Origin of the sequence: Pseudomonas sp. NFX1 (assembly GCF_051123555.1) — a bacterium.
GTDB classification, from domain to species: domain Bacteria; phylum Pseudomonadota; class Gammaproteobacteria; order Pseudomonadales; family Pseudomonadaceae; genus Aquipseudomonas; species Aquipseudomonas capeferrum.
This window is the reverse complement of record NZ_CP169366.1, coordinates 688,231-702,499: the sequence shown is the minus strand read 5'-3', so window position 1 is coordinate 702,499 and position 14,269 is coordinate 688,231. Positions and strand designations below refer to the sequence as shown.

The window sequence follows — 14,269 nt, the reverse complement described above, 5'->3', positions numbered from 1 at the left end:
TTCTCCATGGGCCCCAGCATTCTCGTTGCGCAGAACCTTAGCAAAGTGGTCCCCAGCGCGGAAGGCGACCTGACCATCCTCCACGCACTTTCCCTCGACCTCGCCCAGGGCGACAGCCTGGCCATCGTCGGCGCTTCGGGCTCAGGCAAGTCGACCTTGCTCGGCTTGCTGGCCGGCCTCGACCGCCCCAGCGCCGGCAAGGTCATCCTCGCCGGGCACGACCTGGGGCCACTGGACGAAGACCAACGCGCCCGTGTGCGCGCCGAGCATGTCGGGTTCGTGTTCCAGTCGTTCCAGCTGCTCGACAGCCTCAACGCACTGGAGAATGTCATGCTGCCGTTGGAGCTCGACGGGCGCCGCGATGCCCGCGAGCACGCCCGCACCCTGCTCGAACGGGTTGGCCTGGGCAAGCGCCTGAGCCACACGCCGCGCCAGCTGTCCGGCGGTGAGCAACAGCGGGTGGCCATCGCCCGCGCCTTCGCCGCACAACCTGCCGTGCTGTTCGCCGACGAGCCCACCGGCAACCTCGACAGCCATACCGGCGAGCGCATCAGCGACCTGCTGTTCGAATTGAACAAGGAGCGTGGCACCACCCTGGTGCTGGTCACCCATGACGAGCGCCTGGCCCGCCGCTGCCGGCGCCTGATCCGCCTGGACGCGGGGCGCCTGGTAGCCCCCGTGGAGGTCTGAGCCCGATGACCAGCATGCCCTTCTCCCGACTGTGCGGCCTGGCATTACGCCAGTTGCTGCGCGACATCCGCGCCAGCGAAGTGCGCGTGCTGTTCTTTGCCCTGCTGGTAGCCGTAGCCGCCAGCACCGCAATCGGTTACTTCGGCGCCCGACTCAACGGCGCCATGCAATTGCGCGCCAGCGAGTTCCTCGGCGCCGACCTGGTGTTGCAGGGCAGCTCACCGGCCCGCGACGAGCAGATCAGTGCAGGCACATCACTCGGTTTGCGCCACGCACAGGTGGTCGAGTTCACCAGTGTGGTGGGCGGCGATAGCGGCATCCAGTTGTCCAGCGTCAAGGCCGCCGACGGCGCCTACCCCTTGCGCGGGCAAGTCCGCAGCGCCGCAGCACCCTATGCCGAAGAAACCCCCGGCGGTGGCCCGGCGCCCGGCGAGGCCTGGGTAGAACCGAGGTTGCTGGCCGCGCTGGGGCTGTCGATCGGCGACAGCATCGATGTGGGCATGAAAACCCTGCGCATGAGCCGTGTACTGACCTACGAACCGGACCGCGCCAATAATTTCTACAGCCTGACCCCTCGGGTAATGATGAACCTCACGGACCTGCAGGCGACCGGGGTGATCCAGCCCGGCAGCCGGGTGACCTACCGTGACCTGTGGCGCGGCGACATCGACGCACTGGCCCAGTATCGCCAGGCCGTGGAAAAAGACCTGGCGGCCAGCCAGCGCCTGCGCGACACCCGCGATGGCAACCGGCAGATCGGTGGCGCCTTGAGCAAGGCCGAGCGCTATCTGAACATGGCCAGCCTGGTGGCGGTACTGCTGGCCGGCGTTGCCGTGGCCATGTCGGCCAGCCGCTACGCCGCGCGGCGCCTGGATGCCAGTGCGCTGCTGCGCTGCCTTGGCCTGTCCCGACGGCAAGCGCTGGGCCTGTACTGCCTGCAACTGGCCATGCTTGGCCTGGTGGCGGCCGTGGCAGGCGCCCTGCTCGGCTGGCTGGCACAGCTGGGCCTGTTCCGGCTGCTGCATGGCCTGCTGCCGAGTGTGGTGCCACCGGGCGGCATCTTGCCGGCGCTCGCCGGTATGGGCACCGGGCTGGTGGCCCTTGCTGGCTTCGCCTTGCCGCCGCTCGCCGCGCTCGGCCAGGTGCCGCCGCTGCGCGTGTTGCGCCGCGACCTGCTGCCGGTGCCGCCCAGCAGTTGGCTGGTGTATGGCGCTGCCTTGCTGGCCTTGGGCCTGATCATGTGGCGCCTGAGCCTCGACCTGCTGCTGACGTTCGCACTGCTGGGCGGCGGCCTGGTCGCCGCCGTGGTACTCGGCGGCCTGTTGCTGCTCGGGCTCCGCAGCCTGCGCCAACTGCTGGTCGGCGCACCGCTGGCCTGGCGCCTGGGGCTGGGGCAGCTGTTACGCCACCCCTTGGCAGCCGCTGGCCAGGCACTGGCATTTGGCCTGATCCTGTTGGCCATGGCGCTGGTTGCACTGCTGCGCGCCGAACTGCTCGACACCTGGCAGGCGCAACTGCCCAAGGACGCGCCGAATCACTTTGCCCTGAACATCCTGCCAGATGATCGCGCACCGTTCGCCCAGCGCCTGCAGCAGGTCAATGCGGCCTCGGCGCCGCTATACCCGGTGACACCCGGCCGCCTGATCCAGATCAACCAGCAACCGGTGCAACAGATCGTCAGCAAGGACTCTGCCGGCGAGCGGGCCGTACAACGCGACCTCAGCCTGACCTGGGCCGCCGAGCTGCCTGACGGCAACGCGCTGACTGCGGGCGACTGGTGGCAGGCGCTGCCTTCCGGCGATGAGGTGCCCGGTGTATCGGTCGAGGCGGAACTGGCCACCAGCCTGAAGCTGCAACTGGGCGACCTGCTGACCTTCGACATCGGTGGCCAGCAACGCCAGGCCCGGGTCAGCAGCCTGCGCAGCGTGCACTGGGACAGTTTCCAGCCGAACTTCTACATGATCTTCCAGCCTGGAACGCTGCAGGGGTTACCCACCACTTACCTCACCAGTTTCTACCTGGCCCCAGGTCATGACCTGGATGTGGTCGCCCTGTCCCGGGCCTTCCCGGCAGTGACCATCCTTCAGGTCGACGCCTTGCTTGATCAACTGCGCAGCATCCTCGCCCAAGTCACCCTGGCGGTCGAGTATGTACTGTTGTTCGTGTTGGCGGCGGGGCTGGCCGTGCTGTTCGCCGGCTTGCAGGCAACGCTCGACGAACGCATCCGCCAGGGCGCCTTGCTGCGTGCGCTGGGTGCGGCGCGGCCGTTGCTGGTCAAGGCGCGGCGTATCGAGTTCGGCCTCTTGGGCGCGGCCAGCGGGCTACTGGCCGCACTCGGTTGCGAGCTGATCACGCTGGTGCTGTACCGCTACGCCTTCGACCTGCAGTGGCACCCGCACCCATGGCTGCTGGTACTGCCACTGGCGGGGGCAGTGCTGGTGGGTGGCGCTGGGGTGCTGGGCACACGGCGGGCGCTCAATGCCAGCCCGTTGACGGTGTTGCGGGAGGGGTAAGAAACACAGTGAATGGCCGCTACAGGCAATCGCCGATCATTGCCCGTAGCGGATGCTGTTCACGTACCACGCCGCATCCCCGGTCGGGGTCTTCACCACCACCTCATCGCCCTCCTCCTTCTTGAGCAAGGCCCGGGCCATGGGGGAGTCGATCGAGATGTAGTCGTTGCGCCCATAGATTTCGTCATACCCGACGATGCGAAACTTCTTGGTCTCACCGTCGTCGTTCTCGATCTCGACCCAAGCGCCGAAAAACACCTTGCCCTCCTGCTCCGGCGAATAAGCCACCACCTTTACATCTTCAAGGCGTTTACGCAGGTACCGCACCCGACGGTCGATCTCGCGCAACAGCTTCTTGTTGTACTGGTAGTCGGCATTCTCGCTGCGATCGCCAAGCGAAGCCGCCCAGGCGACCTTCTGGGTGATCTCGGGGCGGTACACGCGCCACAGGTGATCCAGCTCCTTCTTCAGGGCCTCATGACCTTCGGTGGTGATGATATTGGTGCTCAACAGCACTCTCCTCAACGGCGGGTAATCAGGCCTTGGCGAGCAATGCGGGTGAGATGGCCGATGACTTCGGCGGCCTCGGCAGAGGCCGGCGCCTGTATCACCGCCAGGTCGAAACGGTCGTTGCCGTACTGCGCAAGGTGGCAGCAGGTTTCGGTGAACTGGATGAGAAAGGCACGGGCCTGGCCTTTACGACGCGAAAGCCCTTCAAGGTGACGCAAAAGAGTGGGTTGATGCTGGCCACCGAGCAGGATGCGCGGTGTGCGGGAAGCCTGGTTGGCAGGCAAAGGGCTCAAACAGACACTGGTACGTGGGCAACTCATGGCGCTTCTCTCAGCCTCGCGATTCCCGCTGGGCAGCGGTGGGAGGCGTCACCGAACCAGCGCTTTAGCGGTATTTCGGATGACCGGAGGGCCTTTCCTGCGCCCCGCAAGTAGCTGTTTAAATCGGCGCAGGCGGTATGCTAGAGCTACAAGCGCGAAGTTACAAGCCTCACGCTGCATTGCTCAGCGCTTGGCCACCCGCTCCAGCAGGGCACGCTCGCGGTTGAACGCCAGGAAGTACTTGTTGACGCTGTTGACGAAATTGACCGGGCCCATGCCGACCTGCTCCATGGCAATGCGCTCGGTCTGGAAAAACCACTGGTTGCCGTTGAGCCCACGCCGGCGCGCTTCGGCACGCATCGCCTGGACCCGCTCGGGCCCCAGGTTGTAGGCCGCCAGCACGAACGCCATGCGCTCGCGCTCGTTGATCTGTGGGCTGGCAAAGAACTTGCGTCGGATCAACGCCAGGTAGCGGGCACTGGCCTGTACATTGCCGTCCACCGTGGCGGTATTGCTCACCCCTACCCGCTGGGCGGCCGAAGGGGTGATCTGCATCAGGCCATGGGCCCCGCCTGTGCCGCGCGCAGCGGGGTTGAGTGTCGACTCCTTGAAGGCCAGTGCGGCCAGGTTGAGCCAGTCGATCTGCTGCGCCTTGCCATGCTTCTGCAGCACCGCACGCACCGCACTGAGGCGTTGGCGATCCTTGCTCGCCAAGGGGTTGTGTACCCGGTACTGGCGGCGGTAGATACGCTCGAACGCGGCGTCCTGGTTGTCCGGCGCGCGATAACCCTGAAGGAAGCGATCGACCGTGGCCAGCAATTGCAGCGCATCGCGCCCTACATACCAGCGCATGGCTTGCGGCGAGCCCAGGTGCACACGGTTGTCCAGGCGCAGACGCGGCATCACCCTGGCCCACCGCCGGGCAATCGGGCGCTCTACCACGGTCAGGTGGTAGATGCCGGCCTGCACCATCTCCAGCACATCCTCCACCGCCAGGGTCGAATCGACCCACTCCACCTTGATCGGCGCGCGCTTGCGCAGGGCCAGCTGCTGGTTCACCTGCTGGATCACCGGGCCGGCAGCACTGGCGCTGGTCAAGGCCACAGTGCGCCCGGACAACTGCTCGACATGGCTGAAGCTGCGCTCCCCCTTGCGCCCGACCAGCAACAAGGGCACTTGGTCCAGCACCGGCGCGCTGCTGTTGACACCGCGCACTACCACCGGGTCGAGCAGTTCACCGGGCGCCGCCAGGTCGCCCTCGCCGCGCTGCAACGCACCCAGCAACTGCTCCTTGGCCCGAGGGATAAGCTTCAGCTGAATCTGCTGCCCGTCACCGGCACGCGCATTCAGGTAATGCTCGAGCGCACGCAGGCGGTAGTATTCGATGCCGACCGGCTCGCCCTTGACCTCACCAGAGCTGTTGCGGCTTTGATTGACCAGCACCCGCAACACCTTGCTCGCCCGAACCTGCTGCAGGTCGCGCAGCTTGCTGGGCGGGATGTTCTGCTGCGGCCCCGGCAAGCGTGCCTGGGCAGCACCGGCCGTGGTCAGCCCAAGCATCAGCAGGAAGGTCAGCAAGTATCGCAGCATGCGAAAACGAGTCCGAGGTCGGTGGGCGGCACTCATGCGGCATCGCCGCCTAGTGATAAATGACAGCAGAAGACCACGGCAACCGCATGAAGTTCTTGGATTTTTCCGAGAAACGCGGATTTTGCTATGCTGGCCGCCCCGCGGCACGAGGTAGCACCATGCAACTGATCGATATCGGCGTCAACCTGACCAACAGCAGTTTCCACGACCAGCAGGCCGCCATCGTCGAGCGCGCCATCGAGGCCGGCGTGGCGCAGATGTTGCTGACCGGCACCAGCCTTGCGGTCAGCGAACAGGCACTGGAGCTGTGCCAGCAGCTGGATGCGGCCGCTGAACACCTGTTCGCCACGGCGGGCGTCCACCCCCACGATGCCAAGTCCTGGGACGCTGGCAGCGAGCGGCAACTGCGCCAATTGTTGAATGAGCAACGGGTGCGAGCAGTCGGTGAATGCGGCCTGGACTTCAACCGCGACTTCTCCCCTCGCCCTCAGCAGGAAAAGGCCCTGGAGGCACAGCTGACGCTCGCGGCCGAACTGGGCTTGCCCGTGTTTCTGCACGAACGCGACGCCAGCGAGCGCTTGCTGGCCATCCTCAAGGACTACAGGGACCACTTGACCGGCGCTGTGGTGCATTGCTTCACCGGCGAGCGCGAGGCGTTGTTCGCCTACCTGGACCTGGACCTGCACATCGGCATCACCGGCTGGATTTGTGACGAGCGTCGTGGGACGCACCTGCACCCGCTGGTCGGCAATATCCCTGAAGGGCGCCTGATGCTGGAGAGCGATGCGCCTTACCTGCTGCCGCGCAGCCTGAGGCCCAAGCCGAAAAGCGGCCGTAACGAACCGGCGTTTCTGCCGGAAGTGTTGAGGGAGGTAGCGCTGCACCGGGGCGAGTCGATGGAACACACGGCAACCCATACCACCGCGGCGGCACGGGCATTCTTTCGGCTGAGCTAAGCCTGCATCGGGCCCCGTCGATACAGGCACCTCGGTTTTTTCTTGATACACATCAAGAACGGCTCTGGCGGGCGCGGGCACAATGATGGCACCTTGCCAATATTGTTTCCGCTCAACTCAGAGAAGACCTGCCCATGGGTGCCTGGCTTAGCAATGTTTCCCTGAAGTACAAATTCTGGGCCGTCAACGCGGTGGCCTTTGTCACGACCCTTTTGCTGGTGCTGTACGCCGTGCATCTGGAGCAGCGTGCCCGCGCGGACGCCGCTCAGGCCCAAGCGGCGGCACAGGCCCAGCTGTTGGCAGCGTGGCCCGTCGGGCAAACGCTGCCCCGCCAGGCCAATGTCATCACCTGGCTGCCAGGCCAGACCCCGACCTTTGCCGGCGAACCGCTGGAGGCCCTGCGCGACGCCCAGGGCTGGGTCGCACTGCCCGCTGCCTGGCTGCTTGGCGACAACCCCCTGCGCGGCGCCCAGGTGCTGCGCAACGGCGATCAGCATCTGGCCGTGCTGGCCCAGTCGCCGAGCGTACGCCAGGTGTTCTTCGAACGTTTCACCAACTATGCCGTGTGCGTGCTGATACTGATGCTGGCCATGCTGGGCGCCTCGCAGTTGCTGATCCGCTTTCTGCTCAGCCAGCTCAACACCCTCAAGGACGTCATGCTCCATGTGGAGAAGACCGGCGACCTGTCGGCACGCGTACCCCTGGCGTGCGGCGACGAAGTCGGTCAGATGGCGGGCGCCTTCAACGCCATGCAAGGCACCTACCACCGCGTGGTCAGCACCGTGGCCCACACCGCCGCACAGCTCGACGCCGGCGCCGCACGCCTGGCGGCGAGCATGAATGACGTACGCCACGGCATGCTCGGCCAGCAGAGCGAGACCGACCAGGCCGCCACGGCCATCAACCAGATGTCGGCCACTGTGCACCATATCGCCCAGCATGCCGGCGCCACACGCGACCTGTCGCAGACCGCAGATACCCTGGCCGGCAGCGGCCAGGAGGTCGTCAGCCGCGTTCAGGACTCGATTTCCGGGCTGTCCAGCGGCGTGCAGCAGACCGCCGAGATGATCCGCCAACTGGCCGAGGACAGCCAGAAGATCAATGGCGTGGTCGGGGTGATCCACAGCATTGCCGAACAAACCAACCTGCTGGCACTCAATGCGGCCATCGAAGCAGCCCGTGCCGGTGACTTGGGCCGTGGCTTCGCGGTAGTCGCCGATGAGGTACGCAACCTGGCCAAGCGCGTGCAGACGTCCACGGACGAAATCACCACCATGGTCTCGGCGCTTCAGTCCGGCACCCGCGATGCGGTGGAGTTCATGCAGGAGAGCTCCTACAAGGCTGACGATTGCGTCCGGCAGGCCCAGGCAGCTGGTGCAGCGCTGGCCGAGATCACCGGTGCGGTTGCGCAGATGCGCGAAAGCAACACCCAGATCGCCGTGGCTGCCGAACAGCAGAGCCAGGTGGCCGAAGAAATGAACCGGGCAGTGGTGAGTATCCGCGACGTCACCGAACACACCGTGCAACAGACCGTCGGCTCGGCCACCACCAGCAACGAACTGGCGACGCTGGCCGGTGAGCTGAACAAGGTGATAGGCCAGCTCAAGCTATAGCCCTCATTTACAGTCACGATAGCCAGCCTCGATTGGCCCCCTGCCGGGGGCCGCACTAAGCTTTGGACATGACCGAGAGGACCTGCCCATGAGCAAACGCCTACCCAACCTACCCGCCTGGCAATGGCGCGGCTACCACCATAATCACCGTCACCCGGCCAACCTTGTACTGCACCTGATCGCCGTGCCGCTGTTCATTCTCGGCGCACTGCTGGTGCTGTCCGGCCTGTTCGCCCTGGACCTGGGCCAGATCGCCGTGGGCGTCATCTCCCTGATTGCCGGCCTGGGCCTGCAGCGCCACGGGCATCGCCTCGAAGCCGAACAACCAGAGCCATTCGCCAACCGCAAAGACGCCGTACAGCGACTGCTGACCGAGCAGTTCATCACCTTTCCACGCTTTGTGCTAAGCGGCGCCTGGTGGCGTGCCTGGCGCGAGCGGCACAAGCATCGCCGCTGACCCTGCCGCCCGTTACGGCTACGCGAAAACCGTCACCGTCTGCCGGCTCAACGCCAGCAACTCGCCCTCTGCGGACCACAGCGCGGCGGCGGCATGCCCATAACCCTCACGTGCGTGCTCGGTCTCGACGCAATAGCGGCACCAGTCGAGTGTCGACAACTGCGGTATGGGCTGGATGAATTCGATCGTCCAGGTCAGTGTGCTGCCCGCCGCCGGCCGCTTCAGGTGCGGCAACAGACTGGGCGGCCAGGCATCTACCAGTGCCAGCAGGTGAGCCTCGTTCAACGGCTCGTCAGCGATGTCGCGCAGCCGTACCCAGCCCCCCATCTGCCGCGAATCGTTGCCACTGAACGGCAGCCCACCAACCGCCCAACGCAGGGCTACATGGCGCATGAACTCTGGGGTCACACCTTTGATGTAGGGAAGCTCAGGGGCAGCCTGCTCCAGTGGCTTCATGGCAACCGCAGCCTTGGCCGGGACCTCGACCTGCGAGGAGCGCCCCGCACCGAAATTGCCCTGCACCAGGGTGACGACCTGCCCCTCCTGCACCGCGCGGCCAAGCAAGGTACTGACCGCTTTGCCCTCACGCAGCACGTCGACCTCGAAACGGATCGGCACGTCAGCCGCAGCAGGCGCCACGAAGCTGATGGCCAAAGAGCGCACAGGCCGATCATCGGCAAGCTTCAGGCGCATCGCTTCATACACCATGGCGGCCATGAGCCCGCCGAAAGCCGCGCGGCCCTGGGCCCATGACGCCGGCACCGATACCGATTCAGGGTTGGCTCGAACGGCTTCGAGCAATTGGGTGAAGTTCATGGCAGGTGGGCTCCTGTGCCGTGGTGATCCGGGGCACGCCATTCACGTGCCCTGCATCAGGACATACTAACCAGCCACTTGGCACCGTTCAGCCCGCATATCGGTCATTTGCCGGGCTGACGCTGCTTCAACGCCACCTGCAAGGCATCCAGCGCAGCATCGGATTTGCCTGCGGCCTCCTGCAACTGCTGCTGCCAATCGAGTTTGCACACTGCCAGGTCGGCGTCCTCGCGCGCTTGCAACAACCACTGCAGACGGTCATGCCACGTACCCAGATCGCTCTGTGCCTGCTTCAACAGGCGTTGCAGTTTTTTCCCGGCATGCTCGAGTTGCGGGTAGGCCTCGTCGCCATAGCGTGCCCGCTTGATCAACAACCGTAGCCGATGCCGATCGTGGGCGGGGTCCGCCAATGCCTTGCGCAGCTTGCGCCATTGCTTGTCCAGGCGTTTGTCGATGCGCTTGCCCAGCGCATCCACCAGGCCTTCGCGATCAGCCGCACGCAGGAACAACGGAAATGCATCGACGATCGCCAACAGACGGGCCAGCTGCGCACTGCTCGCGACCCTGGCAAAGGGCTTGCCCCGCCCCGCCAGCCGTCGCTGCGCCGCCTCGTTCAAGCCCCGCCCGAACAATTCGGCCGCCAGCACCTCGCGGTCACGCAGCGGCGTCGTCAACGTCCCCAGGGCCTTGGCTGCGCCTTCCAGTTGTTCGACCCCAGGCAACCCCCGCAGCGGCCGCAGCAGGCTGCGCAAGCGCCGTACAGCAATGCGCAGGTCATGCAATGCCTCGCTGTCGGTATCGGCGGCAAGGCGCTCACGGCAGGCCAGCAGGCGCACCTGCGAGGCCAGTATCTGTGACACCACGTGATCGAGCATGGCAGACATGGGACGCTCCTCGGTCAGCGGCCAGCGCGCGACTCACGAATGTAGAAACGCGCCTTCTCGGCCTTCTTGGTGCAACCTTCGAACCCCTCGAACTGCTGCTGGGTCTTGGCGCCGGTCAGCAGCGACAAGGCCTTGGAATAACTGACAGTACCGGCGAAACCCTCGGCCTTGGCCAGGTCGAGTTCCTTCCAGGCGGCATCCAGCTGGGTTGCGCAGCTGTCACGGTAGGCCGTCTTGCCCGCACAGCCAGCAAGGGCCAGGGCAATCAGTGGAAGGCAGATCCAGGCTTTCATCGGTAATTCCTCAAAGTCAAAAGAGTGGCTGTTCGACGCACCTGCAATAGAAAAGTGCCCGCCAAGGCGCTTTGCTTAGCGTAGATCAGCGCGGTGTACATTGAAGCACAGGCAGCAATGGGTGCATTGTTAAACCATGGTTGCACAGGCCGAGGGAAAATCATGAGTAAACGCGTTGCGCTGGTACTGGGATCGGGGGGTGCCCGAGGGTATGCACACATCGGTGTGATCGAAGAAATCGAACGACGCGGCTACGACATCGCCTGCGTCGCCGGCTGCTCCATGGGGGCGGTGGTGGGTGGCATCTATGCCGCCGGCAAACTCGAAGAGTACCGCAACTGGATCGAAAGCCTGGACTACCTGGACGTCCTGCGCCTGGTCGATGTCAGCTTCCGCCTTGGCGCGATCCGCGGTGACAAGGTGTTCGGCCAGATCCGCAAGATCGTCGGCGAGATCAACATCGAGCAGCTGCGCATCCCCTACACCGCAGTGGCTACCGACCTTACCAACCAACAGGAAATCTGGTTCCAGGAAGGGTGCCTGCACCAGGCCATGCGCGCTTCTGCAGCAATCCCCAGCCTGTTCACACCGGTGATGCAAGGCAACCGCATGCTGGTCGACGGTGGCATTCTCAACCCGCTGCCGATCGTGCCGGTGGTGTCCAGCCACTGCGACCTGATCATTGCGGTCAACCTCAACGCCACCAACCAGAAGCAGTACCAATTGCCGGTGATCGAACGCCCGGCGGCATTCAAGATGCGCTTCGATTCGCTGCTCAGCTCACTGGGTTCACGCCTGCCCTTCCGTCGCAAGCCGGCGGAAGAGCTGATACGTATCGAACAGGAGATCGTTGCCGAAGGGCTGGCGCCGCCCAGCCCGTGGCTGGCAGGTACTGCAGACCCGGAAGGCCAGCAGCCTGCGGCGGCCCCCGAACGTGAAGGCGCACCCAAGTCTGCTACCGGGTCATTCATCATCGACAACGTGGGGCCTGCGTCACTGCTGGACCTGATCAACCAAAGCTTCGAAGTGATGCAGACGTCGCTGGCGCAATACAAGATTGCAGGCTACCCGCCCGATGTACTGATCAACGTACCCAAGCGCGTGTGCCGGTTCTTCGAGTTCTACAAGGCACCGGAGCTGATTGCCCTGGGTCGGGAGATTGCGCGGGATACGCTGGATAATTATGAAGGGGTGAAGCGGTAGAGGGCCGCTCAGGCCAGAAACAAGACAGGCCGCATTACGCGGCCTGTCTTGTCATGCAACGATCACTCAGTAACGGGTGATATCAGCATTGGCTTCCAACTGCTTGCGGTAGGCAGCGAAGTCCTGCTGGCCGGCACGCGAAGCGAGGTAGCGGCGAATCTGCTGCTTCTCTTCGTCGGTGGCCGCAGCGCCTTCGTTGACCCCTTTGAGCTGCAAGACCACCAGGCTGCCATCGCCCAGCACCACACTGGTGTAGACCGGCTTGTCCTTGGCCTGCGGCTTGCCCAGGCGGAACACTGCCTGCAGCTCGGCCGGGTCGATACCGTCCTCACCACGGGTCACTGCCTCGTAGGTTTTCCAGCCCTGACCCTCATGGACGCTGTCAGCGGCAATGGAGCCATCACGCAGGCCGGCAATCAGCTTGTCCGCCTTGGTCTTGAGCTCGGCTGTCGCCTTCTCCTTGGCCAGGTGTTCGCTGATGTTCTTGGCCACGGCTTCCAACGGCAGCTGTTCCGGCTTGCGGTGCTCTTTGACGCGCAGCACCACGGTGGTTTCCGGATCGAGCTCGATGGCGGTGCTGTTGGCAGCCTCCTCCAGCACTTCCTCCGAGAACGCCGCCTGAACCACCGCACGGTTGGCAGTGATACCTTCGCCACCCTCACGGCCGAACGCGGCGGAGGTGTGTACCTTCAGGTTCAGGTCCTGGGCAGGCTGAGCCAGGTCGGAAGCCTCGTAGGCGGCATCCTGCAACTGCTTGCTGGCGTCGACGTAGCGCTGTTCGACCAGCGGGATCTTCAAGTCACGGGTCAGCTTGTCCTTCAGGCTGGCGAAACTTGGTACTTGCGGCGCCTCGACACCCAGCAGCTTGATCAGGTGGTAACCGAACTCGGTGCGCACCGGGGCCGATACCTGGCCATCTTTCAACTGGTACAAGGCATCTTCAAAGGCCGGGTCGTACACGCCAGGGCCGGCGAAGCCGAGGTCACCACCCGTGGTGGCCGAGCCTGGGTCCTGGGAGAACTCCTTGGCCAGTGCGGCGAAGTCTTCACCCTTGGCCAGGCGCTGTTCGATCTCTTCGGCACGGGCCTTGGCCTGGGCGTCGGTGACCTTGTCGTTTACCTCGATCAGAATGTGCGCGGCATGGCGCTGCTCGGCAAGGTTGGCGATCTCTTTCTCGTACTGGGCCTTGAGCTCGTCATCACTGACCTTGACCTGGTCAAAGAACACCGACTTCTTCAGCTCGATGTAATCGATGACAACCTGGTCAGGCGACATGAATTCCTTGGCGTGCTGGTCGTAGTGCGCCTTGACCTCTGCTTCGCTGACCTTGACCGCGGCCGGGTCGGCCTTGAAGGTCAGGGAGGCGAAATCGCGGGTCTGCTTCTCCAGGCGCGCGAACGCCTCGACCTGCTTGTCAGTGACGAAGCTGCTGCCGGCAAGGCCGGTACGCAGTTGGCCGATGAGCATTTCCTCGGCAAGCATGTCGCGGAATTGCAGGCGGCCATAACCCATCTGGCGAATGACCTGGTCGAAACGATCGGCGTTGAATTTGCCGTCAACCTGGAACTCCGGAGTCTGCAGGATCACTTGATCCAGCGCGGCCTCGGAGAAGGCGAACTTGGCGTCTTCGGCGCCCTGCAACAGCAGCTTGCGAGTGATCAGGCCCTTGAGCGCCTCATCACGCAGCAGCTTGTCATCCAGCAGCGCGGGGTCGAAATCCTTGCCCAACTGTTGCATCAGCTGGCGGCGCTGCATGTCGGCCGCCTGGCTCAGCTCGTTCTGGCTGATGGTCTGGCCGTTCACCTTGGCGGCGTCCTGGCTATGGCTGGCAGCCTGGAAAATGGCCTCGAAACCGGTCAACGCCATCAACACGACGATAAGGCCGATGATGGTCTTGGCAATCCAACCTTGTGAATTGTCCCTGATATTTTGCAGCATGCGTCCCCCAGAAACGGCTGTACCACTGCGTCGACAACCGCGGAGCGTGGGTAGAATCCTGATAAAAGAAAGGCGCATCCGAGGATGCGCCTTTTCTTAGCAAACGTGTCAGGCGGGAACGTTTGCGACCCGCCTCACGTGCTCGAACCTGGCCAGGCCGGGTCCGGCTGAAAGAGACGACTTAGTTGACGGCGTCTTTCAGGCCTTTGCCAGCCTTGAAGCCTGGAACCTTGGCGGCTTCGATCTTGATAGCCTTGCCAGTTTGAGGGTTACGGCCAGTACGCTCGGCGCGATCCTTGACCGAGAAGGTACCGAAGCCAACCAGAACGACGTCGTCGCCTGCTTTCAGGGCACCCGTTACGGAGTCGATCACAGCGTCCAGAGCCTTACCTGCGGTAGCTTTGGAAATGTCAGCCGATGCAGCGATAGCGTCAATCAGTTCCGACTTGTTCACTCTAAGTCCCCTTATTTCTCTATTGAGTTTGT

At 64.1% G+C, this 14,269-nt stretch carries 14 protein-coding genes; 6 read left to right on the top strand and 8 right to left on the bottom strand.

The genetic code is table 11. The features are described from left to right. Nucleotides 1-6: 6 nt before the first annotated feature. On the top strand, nt 7-690 hold the full coding sequence (locus tag DJ563_RS03110; RefSeq protein ID WP_033699089.1) for an ABC transporter ATP-binding protein: 684 nt from the start codon (nt 7-9) through the stop codon (nt 688-690). Between the two features lie 5 nt (nt 691-695). Then, nucleotides 696-3,203: an ABC transporter permease gene (locus tag DJ563_RS03105; protein ID WP_434518792.1), complete on the top strand. Its 2,508-nt coding sequence runs from the start codon at nt 696-698 to the stop codon at nt 3,201-3,203. Nucleotides 3,204-3,239: 36 nt separating this feature from the next. Here the strand turns inward: DJ563_RS03105 and greB are convergent, their stop codons facing one another. The 3 genes from greB to DJ563_RS03090 form a co-directional block, all read right to left on the bottom strand. After that, nucleotides 3,240-3,713: a transcription elongation factor GreB gene (greB, locus tag DJ563_RS03100; RefSeq protein WP_274098658.1), complete on the bottom strand. Its 474-nt coding sequence runs from the start codon at nt 3,711-3,713 to the stop codon at nt 3,240-3,242. Nucleotides 3,714-3,724: 11 nt separating this feature from the next. Next, the gene (locus tag DJ563_RS03095) at nt 3,725-4,033 is read right to left on the bottom strand and encodes a hypothetical protein (RefSeq protein WP_274098657.1); all 309 of its coding nucleotides are present in this window, start codon (nt 4,031-4,033) and stop codon (nt 3,725-3,727) included. Nucleotides 4,034-4,216: 183 nt separating this feature from the next. Next, on the bottom strand, nt 4,217-5,623 hold the full coding sequence (locus DJ563_RS03090; protein ID WP_434518791.1) for a transglycosylase SLT domain-containing protein: 1,407 nt from the start codon (nt 5,621-5,623) through the stop codon (nt 4,217-4,219). Nucleotides 5,624-5,781: 158 nt separating this feature from the next. Here DJ563_RS03090 and DJ563_RS03085 point away from each other — a divergent pair, with 158 nt between their 5' ends. The 3 genes from DJ563_RS03085 to DJ563_RS03075 all read left to right on the top strand — a co-directional run bounded on the left by DJ563_RS03085 (nt 5,782) and on the right by DJ563_RS03075 (nt 8,649). Then, entirely contained in the window at nt 5,782-6,579 is a 798-nt protein-coding gene (locus DJ563_RS03085) for a TatD family hydrolase (protein WP_434518790.1), read from the top strand. Between the two features lie 134 nt (nt 6,580-6,713). Next, nucleotides 6,714-8,192 (top strand): methyl-accepting chemotaxis protein, encoded by a 1,479-nt coding sequence (locus tag DJ563_RS03080; protein ID WP_274098654.1) that lies wholly within the window; start codon nt 6,714-6,716, stop codon nt 8,190-8,192. An 88-nt stretch (nt 8,193-8,280) separates the two neighbouring features. Next, entirely contained in the window at nt 8,281-8,649 is a 369-nt protein-coding gene (locus DJ563_RS03075) for an Mpo1-like protein (RefSeq protein WP_095063657.1), read from the top strand. An 18-nt stretch (nt 8,650-8,667) separates the two neighbouring features. Here DJ563_RS03075 and DJ563_RS03070 read toward each other — a convergent pair whose 3' ends face one another. From DJ563_RS03070 to DJ563_RS03060, 3 genes are all read right to left on the bottom strand, one after another. Beyond that, entirely contained in the window at nt 8,668-9,465 is a 798-nt protein-coding gene (locus DJ563_RS03070; RefSeq protein ID WP_434518789.1) for an acyl-CoA thioesterase, read from the bottom strand. Between the two features lie 104 nt (nt 9,466-9,569). After that, nucleotides 9,570-10,349: a CHAD domain-containing protein gene (locus tag DJ563_RS03065; protein ID WP_434518788.1), complete on the bottom strand. Its 780-nt coding sequence runs from the start codon at nt 10,347-10,349 to the stop codon at nt 9,570-9,572. Between the two features lie 14 nt (nt 10,350-10,363). Further along, nucleotides 10,364-10,642, bottom strand: a complete 279-nt coding sequence (locus DJ563_RS03060) for a hypothetical protein (RefSeq protein ID WP_027593946.1) — start codon at nt 10,640-10,642, stop codon at nt 10,364-10,366. Nucleotides 10,643-10,804: 162 nt separating this feature from the next. Between DJ563_RS03060 and DJ563_RS03055 the strand changes: the two genes are divergently transcribed. After that, entirely contained in the window at nt 10,805-11,845 is a 1,041-nt protein-coding gene (locus DJ563_RS03055; RefSeq protein WP_033699102.1) for a patatin-like phospholipase family protein, read from the top strand. A 66-nt stretch (nt 11,846-11,911) separates the two neighbouring features. Here the strand turns inward: DJ563_RS03055 and DJ563_RS03050 are convergent, their stop codons facing one another. Continuing rightward, the gene (locus DJ563_RS03050) at nt 11,912-13,783 is read right to left on the bottom strand and encodes a SurA N-terminal domain-containing protein (protein ID WP_434518787.1); all 1,872 of its coding nucleotides are present in this window, start codon (nt 13,781-13,783) and stop codon (nt 11,912-11,914) included. Between the two features lie 181 nt (nt 13,784-13,964). After that, nucleotides 13,965-14,237 (bottom strand): HU family DNA-binding protein, encoded by a 273-nt coding sequence (locus DJ563_RS03045; protein WP_016485887.1) that lies wholly within the window; start codon nt 14,235-14,237, stop codon nt 13,965-13,967. Between the last annotated feature and the right edge of the window lie 32 nt (nt 14,238-14,269).

Bases quoted from the DNA above. Each gene is read 5' to 3' on its own strand.
- DJ563_RS03110 (WP_033699089.1), top strand. From the start codon at position 7: ATGGGCCCCAGCATTCTCGTTGCGCAGAACCTTAGCAAAGTGGTCCCC.
- DJ563_RS03105 (WP_434518792.1), top strand. From the start codon at position 696: ATGACCAGCATGCCCTTCTCCCGACTGTGCGGCCTGGCATTACGCCAG.
- DJ563_RS03095 (WP_274098657.1), bottom strand. From the start codon at position 4,033: ATGAGTTGCCCACGTACCAGTGTCTGTTTGAGCCCTTTGCCTGCCAAC.
- DJ563_RS03090 (WP_434518791.1), bottom strand. From the start codon at position 5,623: ATGCTGCGATACTTGCTGACCTTCCTGCTGATGCTTGGGCTGACCACG.
- DJ563_RS03085 (WP_434518790.1), top strand. From the start codon at position 5,782: ATGCAACTGATCGATATCGGCGTCAACCTGACCAACAGCAGTTTCCAC.
- DJ563_RS03080 (WP_274098654.1), top strand. From the start codon at position 6,714: ATGGGTGCCTGGCTTAGCAATGTTTCCCTGAAGTACAAATTCTGGGCC.
- DJ563_RS03075 (WP_095063657.1), top strand. From the start codon at position 8,281: ATGAGCAAACGCCTACCCAACCTACCCGCCTGGCAATGGCGCGGCTAC.
- DJ563_RS03070 (WP_434518789.1), bottom strand. From the start codon at position 9,465: ATGAACTTCACCCAATTGCTCGAAGCCGTTCGAGCCAACCCTGAATCG.
- DJ563_RS03065 (WP_434518788.1), bottom strand. From the start codon at position 10,349: ATGTCTGCCATGCTCGATCACGTGGTGTCACAGATACTGGCCTCGCAG.
- DJ563_RS03060 (WP_027593946.1), bottom strand. From the start codon at position 10,642: ATGAAAGCCTGGATCTGCCTTCCACTGATTGCCCTGGCCCTTGCTGGC.
- DJ563_RS03055 (WP_033699102.1), top strand. From the start codon at position 10,805: ATGAGTAAACGCGTTGCGCTGGTACTGGGATCGGGGGGTGCCCGAGGG.
- DJ563_RS03050 (WP_434518787.1), bottom strand. From the start codon at position 13,783: ATGCTGCAAAATATCAGGGACAATTCACAAGGTTGGATTGCCAAGACC.